Annotated in this window: 14 protein-coding genes; 5 read left to right on the forward strand and 9 right to left on the reverse strand. The window is 59.9% G+C overall.

Annotated features, from left to right (window positions below; genetic code table 11):
• Positions 1 to 9: 9 nt before the first annotated feature.
• From ACN0VD_RS02775 to ACN0VD_RS02790, 4 genes are all read right to left on the reverse strand, one after another.
• A complete protein-coding gene (locus ACN0VD_RS02775; RefSeq protein ID WP_417591371.1) occupies positions 10 to 327 on the reverse strand; it encodes a DUF1330 domain-containing protein in 318 nt (105 codons plus the stop codon).
• Positions 328 to 334: 7 nt separating this feature from the next.
• Positions 335 to 1,531 carry an acyl-CoA dehydrogenase family protein gene (locus tag ACN0VD_RS02780; protein ID WP_417591373.1) on the reverse strand — a complete coding sequence of 399 codons (1,197 nt, stop codon included), beginning with the start codon at positions 1,529 to 1,531 and terminating at the stop codon, positions 335 to 337.
• 124 nt (positions 1,532 to 1,655) lie between these two features.
• Positions 1,656 to 2,768, reverse strand: coding sequence for an acyl-CoA dehydrogenase family protein (locus ACN0VD_RS02785; RefSeq protein ID WP_417591375.1), 1,113 nt, complete (start codon positions 2,766 to 2,768; stop codon positions 1,656 to 1,658).
• A gap of 35 nt (positions 2,769 to 2,803) precedes the next feature.
• The gene (locus ACN0VD_RS02790; RefSeq protein WP_417591377.1) at positions 2,804 to 4,015 is read right to left on the reverse strand and encodes a CaiB/BaiF CoA transferase family protein; all 1,212 of its coding nucleotides are present in this window, start codon (positions 4,013 to 4,015) and stop codon (positions 2,804 to 2,806) included.
• Positions 4,016 to 4,106: 91 nt separating this feature from the next.
• Here ACN0VD_RS02790 and ACN0VD_RS02795 point away from each other — a divergent pair, with 91 nt between their 5' ends.
• Positions 4,107 to 5,630, forward strand: coding sequence for a hypothetical protein (locus ACN0VD_RS02795; RefSeq protein WP_417591379.1), 1,524 nt, complete (start codon positions 4,107 to 4,109; stop codon positions 5,628 to 5,630).
• On the opposite strand, the gene ACN0VD_RS02800 is transcribed toward ACN0VD_RS02795, so the two are convergent.
• Positions 5,620 to 6,654 carry a PLP-dependent cysteine synthase family protein gene (locus ACN0VD_RS02800; protein ID WP_417591381.1) on the reverse strand — a complete coding sequence of 345 codons (1,035 nt, stop codon included), beginning with the start codon at positions 6,652 to 6,654 and terminating at the stop codon, positions 5,620 to 5,622. The two genes, ACN0VD_RS02795 and ACN0VD_RS02800, sit on opposite strands and share 11 nt — an antisense overlap.
• Positions 6,655 to 6,761: 107 nt before the next feature.
• Here ACN0VD_RS02800 and ACN0VD_RS02805 point away from each other — a divergent pair, with 107 nt between their 5' ends.
• The 3 genes from ACN0VD_RS02805 (at position 6,762) to ACN0VD_RS02815 (ending at position 9,495) form a co-directional block, all read left to right on the forward strand.
• Positions 6,762 to 7,232, forward strand: coding sequence for an Lrp/AsnC family transcriptional regulator (locus ACN0VD_RS02805; protein WP_417591383.1), 471 nt, complete (start codon positions 6,762 to 6,764; stop codon positions 7,230 to 7,232).
• A gap of 155 nt (positions 7,233 to 7,387) precedes the next feature.
• The gene (locus tag ACN0VD_RS02810; protein WP_417591605.1) at positions 7,388 to 8,050 is read left to right on the forward strand and encodes a glutathione S-transferase family protein; all 663 of its coding nucleotides are present in this window, start codon (positions 7,388 to 7,390) and stop codon (positions 8,048 to 8,050) included.
• Between the two features lie 152 nt (positions 8,051 to 8,202).
• A complete protein-coding gene (locus ACN0VD_RS02815) occupies positions 8,203 to 9,495 on the forward strand; it encodes an APC family permease (protein ID WP_417591385.1) in 1,293 nt (430 codons plus the stop codon).
• Positions 9,496 to 9,564: 69 nt separating this feature from the next.
• Here ACN0VD_RS02815 and ACN0VD_RS02820 read toward each other — a convergent pair whose 3' ends face one another.
• From ACN0VD_RS02820 to hppD, 3 genes are all read right to left on the reverse strand, one after another.
• Positions 9,565 to 10,575, reverse strand: coding sequence for a fumarylacetoacetate hydrolase family protein (locus tag ACN0VD_RS02820; protein ID WP_417591387.1), 1,011 nt, complete (start codon positions 10,573 to 10,575; stop codon positions 9,565 to 9,567).
• A gap of 129 nt (positions 10,576 to 10,704) precedes the next feature.
• Positions 10,705 to 11,253: a VOC family protein gene (locus ACN0VD_RS02825; RefSeq protein ID WP_417591389.1), complete on the reverse strand. Its 549-nt coding sequence runs from the start codon at positions 11,251 to 11,253 to the stop codon at positions 10,705 to 10,707.
• Positions 11,253 to 12,353, reverse strand: a complete 1,101-nt coding sequence (hppD, locus tag ACN0VD_RS02830; protein ID WP_417591391.1) for a 4-hydroxyphenylpyruvate dioxygenase — start codon at positions 12,351 to 12,353, stop codon at positions 11,253 to 11,255. Before hppD ends, ACN0VD_RS02825 begins: the two co-directional genes overlap by 1 nt.
• Positions 12,354 to 12,476: 123 nt before the next feature.
• Here hppD and ACN0VD_RS02835 point away from each other — a divergent pair, with 123 nt between their 5' ends.
• Positions 12,477 to 12,929 carry a GNAT family N-acetyltransferase gene (locus ACN0VD_RS02835; protein WP_417591393.1) on the forward strand — a complete coding sequence of 151 codons (453 nt, stop codon included), beginning with the start codon at positions 12,477 to 12,479 and terminating at the stop codon, positions 12,927 to 12,929.
• A gap of 18 nt (positions 12,930 to 12,947) precedes the next feature.
• On the opposite strand, the gene ACN0VD_RS02840 is transcribed toward ACN0VD_RS02835, so the two are convergent.
• Positions 12,948 to 16,562 carry an error-prone DNA polymerase gene (locus tag ACN0VD_RS02840; protein WP_417591395.1) on the reverse strand — a complete coding sequence of 1,205 codons (3,615 nt, stop codon included), beginning with the start codon at positions 16,560 to 16,562 and terminating at the stop codon, positions 12,948 to 12,950.
• Positions 16,563 to 16,607 lie beyond the last annotated feature (45 nt).

Genomic DNA, 16,607 nt, shown 5'->3' on the forward strand with positions numbered 1-16,607 from the left:
GACCGCCGCCTAATTTCTCGGCGGGATGCTGCGCACCATGGTCAGGAAATTCAGCGTGGTTCCCGCGCGGCGATGTGCGGACAAGGTCTGATAATCGGGATCATTATACCAGGCGGTGGCCGCATCATGGTTCGGAAATTTCAACAGCACGACCCGGCCTTGGGGCGGCGATGTGCCTTCGAATGTGACACTGTCGTCGTCAAAGGTGATGAACTCCCCGCCATGCTTTTTCAGGATCGGGAAAAATCCCTTTTCATATTCCCGGTATTTCGCCGCATCCTGCACGGTGAGATTGGCGATAACATGGACAGGTTGTTCGGTCATCATCAGGCTCCTAGTTCATTTCCGCAAAGGTCTTGTCTTTGTCGACGCGGACATCCTGCGGCAGACCAAGCACCCGTTCGGCGATGATATTCTTGAGGATCTCATCGGTACCGCCAGCGATTCTCAATCCCGGTGCCCACATGAAGCTTTCCTGGAAGATCGCATCGGATGGCGCTTCATCCTTGTCGACGATGATGCCGAAATGGTCCTGCATCTCGATCGCGCTGTTGCAGATGTCCTGCAGATGGTTGGCGTTGATGATCTTGCCGATGGCATTTTCCGGTCCCGGTGTTTCACCGCGCGACAAGGCGGTCTGGGTGCGGAATTTGGTCAGCTTGTAACCCTGCGCCGCGACATACCAGTCGGCCAGTTTTGCGCGAAAGGCCTGGCCGGAAAGGGTCCCGGCGGAGCGCGCATAGTCCATGATTTCCTTCCAGTCGGGACCCGGTGAACCGCCAACCGCGAGCCGTTCGTTCATCAGGGTGACCAGCGCGACCTTCCAGCCCATTCCGGGGTCGCCGAGCCGGTCGCTGTCGGGAATGCGGACGTCGGTGAAATAGACCTCGTTAAATTCCTTGCCGCCCGACGCCTGATGGATCGGTCGGACATCGACGCCCTTCTGCTTCATGTCGACGATGAACATCGTCAGGCCCTTATGCTTGGGAACATTGGGATCGGTACGGACCAAAAGGATACCAAAGTCGGAATAATGTGCTCCGGATGTCCACACTTTCTGACCATTTATGACCCATTCGTCACCATCTTTGACCGCTTTTGTCTTGAGGCCTGCGACATCCGATCCGGCAGCGGGCTCGGAGAAGAGCTGGCACCAGATTTCCTCGCCCTTCAGGGCCTTCTCGACATAGCGTTTCTTGTGCTCGTCCGATCCGAAGGCAATCACGGTCGGCACGCACATGCCGAGGCCGATGGCAAAGGGGCCGGTCGGCGCGTCGAATTTGGCTTCTTCCTGTCCCCAGATGACCTGCTGCATCACGGTGCCGCCACGGCCGCCCATTTCCTTGGGCCAGGTGATCTGCGCAAAGCGACCTTCCGCCTTGGTCTTTTGCCAGGCCTTGGCGCGCTCGAGAAAATCCTCGCGGCCACCCGAGCGCAAGGCACCCGGCGTCTTGGGCTTGAGATGCTGAGAAAGAAAGGCGTTCGCTTCGGCGCGAAATTCTGCTTCTTCTGGTGTGTCGTTGAAATCCATAGTCTATTCCTTCACTTTGTGGCCCGGGCGCGAATGTTCGTTCGTGCTGAGCGTGTCGAAGTCCGAGTGCGCGCCAATCTGTCCTTCGACAGGCTCAGGACGAACGGCACTCCGGGTTCGGGATTCAGTCATTTTTCGCTTCGAGCGCGCTGACCAGCTTCTCTTTCCAGACGGCCGGGCTGCCCGCCTGAACGGCGAGCAATTTGGCGCGGCGATAGAAGAGGTGGCAATCCACTTCCCAGGTGAAGCCCATGCCGCCGTGCGTCTGGATATTCTCTTTCGAGGCAAACCAGTAGGCTTCCGAGGCCGCGACCCGTGCTGCGGCTGCCGCTTCGGGCAGTTCGGCGGCGTCGCTCGACAGCGCCCATGCGCCATAATAAGCGTTGGAACGTGCGACTTCATTCTTCACATACATGTCGGCCAGCTTGTGCTTGATCGCCTGGTTGCCGCCAATGGCGCGGCCGAAAGCGACCCGTTCCTTGGCATAGTCATTGGCCATTTCCAGACAGCGTGACGCGCCGCCCAATTGTTCAAAGGCGATCAGCACCGCTGCCCGGTCGTTGATCTGGTCGAGTAGCGCCATGCCATTGCCCGCTTCGCCGAGAAGCTCGGCCGCTGCGCCGTCGAAGCTGATCGTGGCGTGGCTGCGGGTGGGTTCGAGCGTCTTGACCGGTTCCCGCGATACGCCGCTCTGGTTGAGATCGACGATGACGAGGCTCTCGCCGCTACCGTCTTTCACCAGCACGATGGCGTGGGTGGCGATATCGCCGTCGGTCACCGGGATTTTCTTGCCCGTGATGCTGCCGTCCTTCAGCCGGGTAGCAATATTGCCGACGTTGATTTCGCCCGGGCCTTCGCTGACCGCGATACAGCCGATCAGGCTGCCATCGGCCACTTTAGGCAACAGTTGCGATTTCTGTTCTTCGCTGCCGGCGATTTTCAGCGCCTCGGCGAAGAAATAGGCCGATGACCCGAAAGGAACCGGCGCCAGCGCCCGCCCGAGTTCCTCTGCAATCACGCAAAGTTCGAGCATGCCGAGCCCGAGCCCGCCATATTCTTCGGGGATCGCGGCGCCGAGCCAACCCATTTCGACAATCTGCTTCCAGACGCCTTCATTGTGGCTCTTGCTGTCATCGTCCAGCACTTCGCGGACATGCGCGGTGGTGCATTGCGCTTCGAGAAACTTGCGCGCTTCGTCTCGAAGAAATTTTTGATCGTCGGAAAAATCAAAATTCATGGTTCAGGCCTCATCCCGTTGTTTATATTATTATGTCAGTCGTCGTTGGCGGGCATGTTGAGCGCGCCGCGTATTTCGTCATTGTCCGCGCCGAGTGTCGGCGGATCGGCATAGATATTGGCCGGGCTGGCGGAATAGTGCACCGGATGTTTGATCGTTCTATATTTGCCGATCTTCTCGCCTTCGCGTTCCTGCCAGAAACCGACCTGCTGGAGATGCGGATCGGTCAGTACATCTTCCATCTTGTTATAGCGCATCGCCGGAATATTATGTTCGTCGAGCAGCGGCAGCCATTCCTCCGTTGTCTTGGTCGCGGCAATTTCCTCGATCAGGGCATAGAGCGCGGTGATATTCTTGGTTCGCTGCGAATAGTCGGAAAAGCGGGGTTCGTCAAAGACCCCGGGCTTGCCGCCCAGCTCGAAAAATTTCCGCCATTGCGCATCATTATAGGGCACCAGACCGATATAGCCGTCCTTGGTCGGATAGGGTTTGCGGTTGGCGTTGATCGATCTTGTATAGGCCAGCTTGCCATTGCCGGGGATGAAGGTCTCGCCCCACAGATTCTCGACCATGTTGAACCAGGTAAAGGCTTCATACATCGGCACCTGGACAAATTGCCCCTCGCCGGTCTTTTCCTTGTGATACATGGCCGCTAGCGTCGCGTTGACCGCGAACAGGCCGATGGTCTTGTCGGCGACCAGCGATGGCATATAGAGCGGCCGCCCGCTGTCGCCGCGCATTTCGAACAGGCTGGCAAAGCCCGAGGCGCACTGGATCAGGTCGTCATAGGCCTGACGCTTTTCATATTCGCCGCCTTTGCCGAAGCCGGCGCAATGCACATAGACGATGCCGGGATTGACCGCCTTGACGCTTTCATAGTCGAGGCCGAGCCGCTCCATTCCGGCGAGCCGGACATTGTGAAAAAACACGTCGGCATGTTTGAGCAGCTCGAGAATGACGGCCTTATCGTCTTCATTCTTGCCGTTGAGCGTGATCGATTTCTTGTTGCGGTTCAGAGAGGTGAAGATCGGGCCGAGGTCGCCGGTCGGATTGTCACCGGCATGGCGCATCATGTCGCCGCCAAACTTGCCTTCGCCATTTTCGATCTTGATGACGTCGGCGCCCATGTCGGCAAAATTGAGAGTGGCGAAAGGGCCAAGGACGACGGTAGACATGTCGACGATTTTCAAACCCTTCAGGGGGCCTGTCGGTTCCGTATCCCATTTTAGTTCCGGCCAGCCGCTCATTCAATATTCTCCATTTTAGCTAGTGCATGATTACAGCATGCTGTTATCATGTTTAATCGATTGATGAACTGTTTATTTTGAGGGAATTAGGATGGTATTGGCAGATCCCAAGGCACCGGTGCTGATCGGTGTCGGCGAGGCAAGCGGCGCGAAACTGAAGCAATCGCAAGGGCTTGAGTGGCCATCGACAGTCGACCTCGCGTCGGCGGCGATCGGGGAAGCACTGGCCGATAGCGGTGCTCCGGAAAAACTGGCCGCGTCGATCGATTGCCTGCTCTCGATTCGCCTGTTCCACGACAGCGGTCTGCCACACGACTTTGGCTCGCCGGAAAATCTCCCCGAAGCGGTGGCCACAGCTGCCGGTCTTGATCCCGCGCATTTGCTTTACGGCGATGTCGGCGGCCAGAGTCCGCAGAAGCATCTCAACAAGCTCGCCTGCCAGGTGCATGACGGCGAATATAAAGCGGTGGTCCTGTCCAGCGCCGAAAATATGGGCACCGTCAAACGGGCGCGGCGCAGCGGTCATGAGCTGGACTGGAACCAGCCGGCGACCCGCGCAATGACCGACCTGATCACGACAGAAGACAAGATGCTGACCGCCTATGAATGGCGGCAGGGCATTATCAACATGCCGATGGCCTACGGGATTGTCGAAAATGCCCGGCGCGCGCGGCTGGGCATGGATCGCGACAGCTATGCACACAGCATGGCCGAACTGTGGGAGGCTTTTGCCGGCGTGTCGCTGACGCGCGAGCATGCGCAATTTGCCCGGGAATGGACGGCGGAAGAATTGCTGGCGGATGATCATGGCAATTACCGGCTCAACGACCCCTATCGCCGCTGGATGGTGGCGCAGGATGCGGTCGAGCTGGGCGCGGCGGTGATCCTGACCACGGCGGGCCATGCTGCCGAACTCGGCATAGCCGAAGACAAGATGATCTATCTGCACAGCGGCGCCGACGCGAGCGTGCCGTTGATGAGCCTGCAGGACGACCTGTCGGTCTCGCCGGCGATGCAGGTGGCTTTCCCCAAGGCGCTGGAACTGGCGGAACTGGAAGCCGGCGATCTCGGCCCGATCGATATTTACAGCTGTTTCCCGGTGGCGGTGTCGCTGGCGATGGACGCGCTCGGTTCGCCGGATCGCTCTCTCGCCTCCTATACGCTCACCGGTGGCCTCAGCTTCTTTGGCGGACCCGGCAACAGCTACAGCGCTCACGGCATGGTCGCCCTGGTCCAGGCATTGCGCAAGGATGGCAGCAAGCCGGGCATGATCTCCGCCAATGGTGGGGTAATCAACAAGGAATCGGTCGGCATCTATGCCGCGCAACCCGTTGCTGGCGGCTGGTCCCCCGACCGGATCGCGGCGCCGGTGCGTATCCCGAAGCCCGACCATGTCAAAGCGGACCATTTCTTCAACGGCAAGGCCGTGATCAAAAGCTATGCCATGCCTTATGGCAAGGCCAGCCGCGGCGCGGCCAGTGTCTGGCTGGAAGACGAGCAAGGCTTGCCCGCCATCGGAATCCTGCCCGATGCGCCGGAAGATACGGATCTGATTGGTCTGGCGGTCGATGTTGTCACTGCTGATGATCGCAATATCGCGAAACTCAGCGGATAGTCTGCATATCCAGCAGCTCAATTTCCGGCGTCAGGTAGCAATCCCGGCAGGGTTCTTCCTTCGCCAGATCGGTTGACAGATATTTGCTGTTGCTGTCGGCGAAGATTGTCGCGACCGCTTTGCGGGTTCCGTCGGCGGCCACCGGCTGCTGCAGCGCCACGCGGATCGCGGCGACCAGGTTGATGCCGCTGGAAATGCCGACGCCGAGACCGAATTGCCGGATCAGCCGCTGCGCCATCAGGATCGCGTCGCCGTCGTTCACGCCGATTACCCCGTCCAGTTCGGACAGGTTGAGAATGGCGGGTATGAATTCATCCGACAGACCCTGTACCCGGTGCTGGCCGCATTTGTGGCCGACAGACAGGGTAGGGGATTCAATCGGTTCGACCGGGTGCACGGCGATGCTGGCGTCGCGGCTTTTCAGATAGCGCCCCATGCCCATGACGGTGCCACCGGTGCCGACGCCAGCGACAAAGCCACCGAGCGTTCCGCCGTCAGCAGCTACTTGCTGCCAGAGCTCGGGGCCGGTGCCTTCGGCATGCTCGTCGGCATTGACCGGATTGGAAAACTGGCGCGGCATATAGGTGCCCTGCTGGCCCAGCTCTTCCGCCGCCGCCATGCAGCCGAGAAAGCCGCCCTGCTCGCGGGAGACCAGACGCACATCGGCGCCATAGATCGCCAGCGTCGCGCGCCGTTCGGCGCTTACCCAGTCGGGCATGAAAATCGTGACAGGATGACCGAGCGCACAACCGATGGCGGCAAATGAAATCCCGCTATTGCCGCTGGTCGCCTCGACAATCATCTGGCCGGGCAGCAGATCGCCGCGCTGTATTGCATCCTGCAGGATCGCCAGCGCCATCCGGTCCTTGATGCTGCCGGAGAGGTTATACATTTCCGCCTTGGCATAGACGGTGACATCCTGCCCCTCGCAGCGCGCCAGAATTTTGATCATCGGCGTATTGCCGATCAGAGCCGACAGCGACTGTAGTTTGTCTTCGTGCGCCCGGCCTACAAAATCCAGCATTACAACTTCCCCTATTCTCATATACATCGAGTTATGATGCCGGAGGCATGGGAAATCCTTGTCATTTATTGGTAGTATCGCGGGATTTATGTGATAATATTCTGGATATGGACAAAGAAACCAAAAATATTGATGATAATGACCGGAATATCCTGAAAGCCTTGCAGCGCGATGTGAGCCTGTCGCTGGAAAATCTCGCGGCGCAGCTCAGCCTCTCGACCAACGCCTGCTGGCGGCGGATCAAGCGGATGGAGGCGGACGGAATCATCGCCCGCCGGGTGGCGATCGTCGATCCGGAAGCGGTCGGCCTGAACATGACCGTGTTCGTCGCCGTGCGGACCAGTGATCATAGCGACAAATGGCTGGAGAAATTCGCGGCGGCCGCCTCTTCAATTGAGGAAGTGGTCGAATTCTACCGGATGGCCGGAGAGGTCGACTATATGCTCAAACTGCTGGTCCGCGATGTCGCCGACTATGACCGGGTGTACAAGAAGCTGATCAAGGCGGTGCCCTTGTCCGACGTGTCGGCGAGCTTCGCGATGGAGCGGATCAAATATGAGACGGCGGTGCCCGTTTGAGGGGGTTTTACCACGTCGTTAGTATGTCTTCCGGTTTCTGTTTTCCCTTCTTCGGCGTAGTCATATTTTTGGGGGTGGCCGACATCACCACCCGGGCGCAATAGAGAGCGGACAGGGAGGCGGATATTTCAAGCATCACCATCATCGGTCCGTCCATTTCCCCTTTTGTAACAAAGGTGAAAGCCGCGACGGCCTACAAGAGACTGCCGTTCACGCATCGGGAATATGTTGGTATTGCCGAACTTAGAAAACTGAACCCGCAAACCGGAAAAGTCCCCATCGCCCTGTTTGGAACGGATGTCCTGTTTGATTCCAGCCTGATCTTGCGCCGACTGGATGCAGAGCAGCCGTCGCCGCCCTTGATCGCAGAGGATCCCGCGACCGCAGCCCGGCAATATCTGCTGGAAGATTGGAGCGATGAATCGCTTTACTGGTATGTTCAGGCTCTGCGCTGGAGCAACAAGAACGAGCCGCGTACGCTTGCGGAAAACCGCAAATTCGTGCCCGCCCCGCTTCGCCTGTTCGCGAAACCCATATTCCGGCGTCTGGTCGGCAAGCAACCTCAGGCGCAAGGGCTGGGGCGACTGCCAGATGAAATGCTGGTTGCCGAGCTCGCGCTGCGGCTGGACAATCTTGTAACATTGCTCGCGCAAGACCCGTTTTTCTATGCAGATAGGCCCAGCGTCGCGGATTTTGCGATTTACGGCGTCAGCACCACAGGGTTTTCCGGCGCGACTCCCGAATTTGCCGAGGCCTTCACAAACCGGCCCGCCCTTGTGGAATGGCGCTCAAGAATGGACGCGGCGATCAGCGGCTAAGCCCCGGTCGTGATCGGCCGTTTCGGGACTCAGCGGCCAGCAAAGCCAACTCCGTCAAACCGCCACAACATCCTGCCGGAACCTCCCGATCCAATAAATTTCTTTGAAAAAAGAAAGTTACATGCAAGTCTCCGTCCGGGGGGACAAGTTACATGGCCAAATTGGAAAGACCATTCGGTGTCTGGACGGCGACCGCGATGGTCGTGGGGACGATGATTGGTGCGGGTATTTTTGTTCTGCCCGGACAGCTCGCGCCGCTTGGCTGGACCGGTGCGGTCAGCTGGATTGTCGGTGGTATGGGTGTAATGGCGATCGCCCGCATCATCGCCGATCTCACGATCCAGCGATTCAAGGAGCCCAGCATATTGACGATCTGCGGCGATATTCTCGGCCTGCTGCCGGGGCGGGTGATCGCCTGGAGCTACTGGGTTTCCCTGATCGGCAGTGTATCGGTGGTCGCCATGGCCGGTGCCGCCTATCTGCTGCATCTGTTCCCGTCGCTTCCCCACGGCCCCCTGGAGCAAGCGATCGGCGGAACGGCAATTGTTGCCGCATTGACCACGATCAATATCCGCGGCGTGCGCAGCGCCGGCAATTTTCAGGTGACCGCCACGTTGCTCAAGCTTGTGCCGCTCGTCGTCGTCATTGCAATCGTCGCGTGGCTCGCCGTGAGCGCGCCGGCGACCTATAGCCAGGCGCCGCTGGCTCCCTTTTCGCCGGCGTCGCTGACGCCGGCGCTGGCGATCACATTTTTTGCCCTGCTCGGTTTCGAATCCGCGGGCCTGGTGGCGGAGCGGGTGCGCGACCCGGCTCGTAACGTCGTGCGTGGCACATTGCTGGGTCTCGCGCTGGTGCTTGTCATCTATATGATCGTGAGCACCGGTATCATGATGGCGAGCCCGGCGGACGAACTGTCTGCCAGCTCAGCCCCGATCGCCTATTTCGTCACGCGTTTTCTGGGGCCGTGGGCGGGAGATGCCGTTGCATTATTCGCCGCGATCTCCGCGATCGGTTGTATCAACGGCATAGTCTTGTTCATGGGCGAACTCCCGCTGGGCATGGTCCGCGATGGCCAGCTGCCCGACTATATGGCGCCGGCCAACCGCCACGACGTGGCGGCGCGACCCTTGCTGCTGGGCAGTCTGCTGGCGATTATACTGATGCTCGGGAGCGCGACAGGCATCGGCGAGAGAGTGCTGGACTTCCTGCTGCGGCTGACCACCGCTTCGGCGATCTGGTTCTATGCCGCCATTTGCATTGCCGCTCTGGTGGCACATGTTCAGCGCACCCTGGCGGTGGTTGGCCTCGGCTTCTGCTGTTGGGTGCTCTACGGAACCGGTTTGGAAGCGGGCGGTCTCGGCATCCTGCTGATTCTGGTCGCGTTGCCGCTGCATTTCCTGATCGGCGGACGGACGCGTGCCCGCGGAACGGCTCCTGCGGGCTGAATGCCGGGCAGGGCTTATGCCTCCAGCGTTTTCTCCACCGTCAGCATTATCTGCGTAGATTCAACACCGTCAAACCGCCACAACATCCTGCCGGATCGCACCAAAAATCGAGTGACCGTCCGCATCCAGCATCTGGATTTTGACCGTATCGCCAGCGCTCATAAACGGTGTCTTGGGTGCGCCATCGTTGATGGTTTCGATCATCCGGATTTCGGCGATGCAGCTATAGCCGAGGCCGCCTTCACTGACCGGCTTGCCGGGATCGCCGTCGGGGCCCTGGTTGGATACGGTGCCGGAACCGATGATCGTGCCGGCGGACAGGGGGCGGGTCTGGGCGGCATGGGCGACCAGATCGGCGAGGCTGAACGTGGCGTCCGCTCCGGCATTGGCGCGGCCAAAGGGTTCGCGGTTATAGTCGACCTGCAGCGGCAGATGGATGACCGAGCCCTTCCACGCATCGCCCAGTTCATCGGGGGTCACGCAGACAGGAGAAAAGGCCGAGGGCGGTTTCGACTGGAAAAAGCCGAAGCCCTTGGCCAGCTCGCCGGGGATCAGGCCGCGCAGGGAGACATCGTTGCACAGCATGACCAGCTTGATATGGCCGGCGGCGTCTTCGGCGCTGACGCCCGGTGGCACATCATCGGTGATGACCGCGACTTCGCCTTCCATGTCACAGCCCCATTTGGGGTCGCCGAGCGGGATATCGTCGCGCGGGCCGAGGAAAGCGTCGCTGCCGCCCTGATACATTAGTGGATCGGAGTAAAAGCTTTCCGGCACTTCGGCGCCACGGGCTTTGCGGACCAGTTCGACATGGTTGATATAGGCGCTGCCGTCGGCCCATTGATAGGCGCGGGGCAGGGGGGATTCGGCGAGCCGCTCGTGGAAGCGTTCGCAGGGTACGGTTTCATGTTCGACATCGCGGTAGAGCGCTTCCAGCTTGGGCGCGCAATTGGCCCAGTCGTCGAGCGCCGCCTGCAGGGTCGGGGCGATATTGCTCGCTTCACAGCAGCGGGTCAGGTCTTTCGAGACCACGACCAGGCGGCCGTCGCGGGTGTCATTTTTCAGGGTAGCGAGTTTCATGTGCGTTCCTTCATCCTGCTCCGTTCCCCCGCGAAGGCGGGGGCCCATCTCTCACCATTGCCTCTAGCGGAAACTTCGGGAGATGGACTCCTGCCTACGCAGGAGCACGGCATTGTTCAATGTGAAAACCTAATGCTCGTCGCGCGCTTTTTCGTGCAGCCAGGCGGCATGTTGCGGTGCCTTCTTGGTGCGGCTCCATTCCTCGAGCATGGCGGGGGCGACGCGGCGCAATTCGGCCATTTCCTCGTCGGTTCCGATATCGCAGGCCAGCTCCAGACGGTGACCGTTGGGATCGAAGAAATAGATCGACTTGAAAATCCCGTGATGGGTCGGTCCGAGCACTTCCAGCCCTTCGGCTTCGGCATTGGCCTTGGCTGCCATCAGGTCGTCGAGCGACTTCACCTTGAAGGCAATATGCTGGACCCAGGCCGGTGTATTCTGGTCGCGGTCCATGTCCGGCTGTTCGGGCAGCTCGAAAAAGGCGAGGACATTGCCGCCGCCGGCATCGAGGAAGATGTGCATATAGGGGTCGTGCTCGCCGGTCGACGGCACTTCATTCTCGGCAAAGGCGAGCTGGAAATCCATGCCCATCACGCGGCTGTAGAAATCGACCGTCTCTTTCGCGTCCTTGCAGCGATAGGCGACATGGTGGATGCCATCGATCTTTGGTGCGGCCATTATACCGGCTCCTCTACATTCAGCACCCCGCGCGATACCTGGTCGCGCTCGATGCTTTCGAACAGGGCCTTGAAATTGCCCTCGCCAAAACCGTCATCGCCTTTTCTCTGGATGAATTCAAAGAAAACCGGTCCGACCTGCGCTTCGGCAAAGATTTGCAGCAACAGGCGCGGCTCGCCACCTTCGGTGGTGCCGTCGAGCAAGATGCCGCGGGTCTGCAGTGCATTCACGTCCTCGCCATGGCCGGGCAGGCGGCCGTCGAGCATTTCGTAATAGGTATTGGGTGGCGCCGTCATGAACGGCACGCCCAATTCCTTGAGCCGGTCCCAGCATGCGACCAGATCGTCGCAGATCAGCGCGATATGCTGGATACCTTCACCGTTGAACTCGCGCAGGAATTCCTCGATCTGGCCCTTGCCGCCTTCGCCTTCCTCGTTGAGCGGAATACGGATCTTGCCGTCCGGCGCGGTCAGCGCCTTGGAGGTCAGGCCGGTATATTCGCCCTTGATGTCGAAGAAGCGGATCTCGCGGAAATTGAACAGGGTCTCGTAATAGTCGGCCCAATATTTCATCCGGCCGCCGTAGACATTATGGGTCAGGTGATCGATGATCTTGAAGCCCGCTCCGACCGGATTGCGGTCCACGCCCGGCAGATATTCGAAATCAATATCGTAGATCGAAAGATTCTCGCCGCGATCGCCGCCATCATAGCGGTCGACCAGATAGAGAATAGCGCCGCCGATGCCGCGGATCGCCGGGATATGCAATTCCATCGGTCCGGTTTGCACGTTCACCGGCTCGGCGCCCTTTTCGAGCAGCCAGGCATAGGCCTTGCGCGCGTCTTTGACCCGGAAAGCCATGCCGCAGGCCGACGGGCCGTGCTCGCGGGCAAAATACCATGCCGCCGATTTGGGTTCATAATTGATGATCAGGTTGATGCCGCCCTGCCGCCAGAGATGGACATCCTTGCTGCGATGCCGGGCAATCTCGGTAAAGCCCATGACCTCGAACACCGGTTCGAGCACGCCGCGCTCGGGCGCGCAAAATTCGACAAATTCAAAACCGTCGAGACCAACGGGATTTTCAAACAGATCAGCCACCGAAATTTCCTCAAGTTGATGATGCGCAGGCGCGCAATATAGTTGCAAATGAAACTATAGGGGATTCGGCCCGGGGTTGCAAGACCCGGTTTCGGCAGGCAGATGCGGGCAGGCGAAGCAGCGATGGACGGTGAAATGATGACTATTGAAGTGACAGAGAACCCTTCCACAGGTGATGCGGCTATCTTGAGCCAAGGGATAATAGACTATAATCGCGCAGAAATACCCGATTTGGAGTCAAATGACGAAGAAGTGAAATTCTTCGTTTTTGCAAGAAATGGCGAGGATGCGATCATTGGCGGTGTCAGGGCTATATGCTTCTGGAATACGCTGCATATTGAATTGCTGTGGTTGTCGGAAGAATGCCGCGGCCAGGGAATAGGCAAAGGCCTGATCGATGCAGCCGAGAATTTCGCGATGCAAAGAGACTGTGAAAAAGCCTTTGTCGAGACGACGAGTTGGCAAGCCAAACCATTTTACGAGAAAAATGGATATGACCATATTGCGACTTTACAGGATCGCCCGAAAGGTCATGCGTCTCACTATCTGACCAAAGACCTGGCTTCTGGAAATTAATACAGGGTCCGGTCTTTCCTAGTGAAAATCCCGCGACTTCGGCAATATCCGGACGTTGCGTGGATGGCCGCCGTTGGACTTGGCGACATGGGATGGCGGTGATCCGGCGGCTCTTGCCGCCCACCGGTCCTCGTTGCGATAGATGGGTCGCTTGACCTCGTCAGCGCGGGACATCGGCATGTCGGGCCGGTCGCGGTCGGAAATGTCGTCCAGCATGAAGGTATAATCCTCGACCCTCGTGGTCATCAAATGGGTCACGCCCTCGACGCTGCGCTGGACCTCACCGGTGGCGAGCATCAGCCGGGCCGCCATCACCGGGCGGCGCATTTTCTCAAAGCGGCTGGCCCAGAGCAGCAGATTGGCGACCCCGCTTTCATCCTCCAGCGTGATGAACACCGCATTGCCCTTGCCGGGCCGCTGGCGGATCAGCACGACGCCGGCGACCTTTGCCTGAGACCCGTTTTTGGCACGCGCCAGTTCCGCGCAGCTGAGCACGCCCATTTTCCGCAAGCGTTCGCGCAGAAATTCCATTGGGTGACCCTTGAGCGACAGGCGGACGCTCTGGTAATCGGCGACAACATGCTCGCCCTTGGTCATGGCGGGCAGGTGCGCGTTCGCTTCCTGCCCCAGTTCCTTGGCTTGTGCGGCCGCGAACAGGGGCAGCGTATTGACCGGAGTCCGGCGTACTTCCCACAAGGCCTGGCGGCGATCCAGTCCCAGCGACCGGCAGGCATCTGCATCGGCGAGCAGGCGTAGCGCGCGGGAGGACAGGTCAGCTTTGCGGGCCAGTTCCTCGATCGTCCGGAACGGGCGCGCGGCAACAATCTGTTCGGCCCAGGCTTCACGGAAACCGTCGATCTGGCGCAGACCGATGCGGAGAGAGGGGGAGGAGGTGGAACACCGTTCGTCCTGAGCCTGTCGAAGGACGCCGCCGGACACGCTGTCCAGGGGCTTCGACAAGCTCAGCCCGAACGGACCTTTTGAAATCCCCGGCTTCACTACCTCCACCCGGTTATCCCACTCGCTGAAATTCACATCCGGCTCCCGCACCTCCACCCCGTGCTCGCGCGCGTCCCTGACAAGCTGAGCCGGAGCGTAAAATCCCATCGGTTGCGAATTGAGCAAGGCCGACGCGAACACCGCCGGGTGGTGGCATTTGATCCAGCTCGAGACATAGACCAGCCGGGCAAAGCTGATCGCGTGGCTTTCCGGAAAGCCGTAGCTGCCAAAGCCCTGAATCTGCTTGTAGCAACGCTCGGCGAAATCCCGTTCATAGCCCTTGGCGGTCATGCCCTCGATCATCTTTTCCTGAAAATGGTGGATCGTGCCGACATTGCGAAAGGTCGCCATCGCGCGGCGTAATTTATTGGCATCGGCAGGCGAGAAATCGGCGGCGACGATCGCCAGCTTCATCGCCTGTTCCTGAAACAGAGGCACGCCAAAGGTGCGGCCGAGCACCGACTTCAGTTCATCCGGATCATGCGGCGGTTTCGGTGAAGGCAGGGTAATCTTCTCCACGCCGCCACGCCGCCGCAGATAGGGATGGACCATATCGCCCTCGATCGGCCCCGGCCGGACAATCGCCACCTGGATCACCAGGTCATAAAATTCGCGTGGCTTGAGCCGCGGCAGCATGTTGATCTGGGCCCGGCTCTCGACCTGGAACACGCCGATACTGTCACCCTTGCACAGCATGTCATAGGTTGCCGGGTCTTCGTGCGGGATATTCTGGAGGGTCCATTTGGTTTCCCCCTCTCCTTTAGGGGAGGGGGTCAGGGGGAGGGGACTATCGGACAGGGCCTGTCCCCCTCCCTTCGCCGTTTCACGGCTCACCCCTCCCCCCTGAAGGGGAGAGGGGTTTTTCGGACCCTCACCAATTTCCTCCAGCATATCAAACGCCTTGCGAATGCAGGTCAGCATGCCGAGCGCCAAAATATCGACCTTCATCAGGCCGAGCGTGTCGATATCATCCTTGTCCCACTCGATAAACGTGCGGTCGTCCATCGCGGCATTGTGGATCGGGACGGTCTCGTCGAGCCGGTCCTGGGTCAGCACGAAACCGCCGACATGCTGCGACAGGTGGCGGGGAAATTGCAGGATCTGCTGCACCAGATCACCCAGCCGCCGAATTTCCGGATTGTCCGGGTCGAGTTCGGTTTCGGCAAAGCGCTTGTCGGGTTGTTTGCCGCCGTGGCTGCCCCAGACGGTGCTCGACAGGCGGCTGGTAATATCCTCCGACAGGCCGAGCGCCTTGCCGACCTCGCGGATCGCGCTGCGCAAGCGATAGTGGATCACGGTCGCGGCAATCCCGGCGCGGTGGCGGCCATAGCGGGCATAGATATATTGAATCACTTCTTCGCGCCGCTCATGTTCGAAATCGACGTCGATATCCGGCGGCTCGCGGCGTTCCTCGGAAATGAAACGCGAGAAGAGCAGGTCATGTTCCATCGGGTCAGCCGAGGTGATACCAAGCAGGTAACAGACCGCGCTGTTCGCCGCCGACCCGCGTCCCTGGCAGAGAATGCCCTGGTCCTGGGCAAATTTGACGATGTCGTGGACGGTCAGGAAATAGGGTGCATAGTCCATCTTGGCGATCAGCCGCAATTCCTCCTCGACCTTGGCGCGCAACCGCTCCGGCAGGTTGTCTCCATGCCGCTCATGGGCGGCGGTCCAGGTGAGATGTTCCAGCCAGTCTTGCGGCGTCCAGCCCTCGGGCACCGGTTCCTCGGGATAATGATAGCTCAGTTCGTCGAGCGAAAAGGTGACAAGCCCGAGCAGCTTCTGCGTCTCGGCCAGCGCCTCCGGATAGTCCCGGAACAGGCGCGCCATTTCTGTGGGGGGCTTGAGAAAGCGCTCGGCATTGGCGGCAAGCAGGCGGCCGGCCTTGGGAATCGTGGTCTTCTCGGCGATGCAGGTCAGGATGTCGTGGAGCGGACGTTGTTCGGGCGTTGCATAGAGCGGATTGTTGGTGGCGATGAGCCGGATGCCGGTTGCTTCAGAGAGCTTGTGCAGCCGGGCGAGATGGCGCTTGTCCGGGCCGGAACGCGGCATGACCGCGCCCAGCCAGATATGGGGGGTGCAGGAGCGGAGGTTCGTAATAAGCCCCTCCCTTTTAAGGGAGGGGGAAGGGGTGGGATATGAGGAAGCTGGCTCGATGCCAGCTTCTGAATTTCTTTGACGGACTTCCCCACCCCAACCCCTCCCCTGAAGGGGAGGGGCTAAAATAATCAGCGCCCAGTCCTCGCTGCACCACTCCAGCAGATCCGCCGCATAAAGAAAGCAATCCCCCGTCTCCGCGCGCAAATTGCCGGTCGAGAGCAGCCGCGTCAGCCGCCCCCAGCCGCGCCGGTTGCGGGGATAGACAATCACCTCCGGCGTATCATCGGCAAAGACCAGCCGCGACCCGACGATCAGCTTGAACGCGGGTAGCTCCAGCCCCTCTTCCGCCGCATCCTCGCGTGCCCGGCGCAGCGCCGCATGCGCCCGCACGACACCGGCGACGCTGTTGCGGTCGGCGATACCGATACCGGTCATGCCGAGAGACATTGCCTGCAGCACCATGTCGGCGGGGGAGGAGGCGCCGCGCAGGAAACTGTAATGGGTGGAGGCCGCGAGTTCGGCGAATATCGTCATTGCGAGGAGCCGCAGGCGACGCGGCAATCCAGAGCCTCTGAACGC

The sequence above is a fragment of the Parasphingorhabdus sp. genome (genome assembly GCF_048267785.1).
GTDB lineage: Bacteria > Pseudomonadota > Alphaproteobacteria > Sphingomonadales > Sphingomonadaceae > Parasphingorhabdus.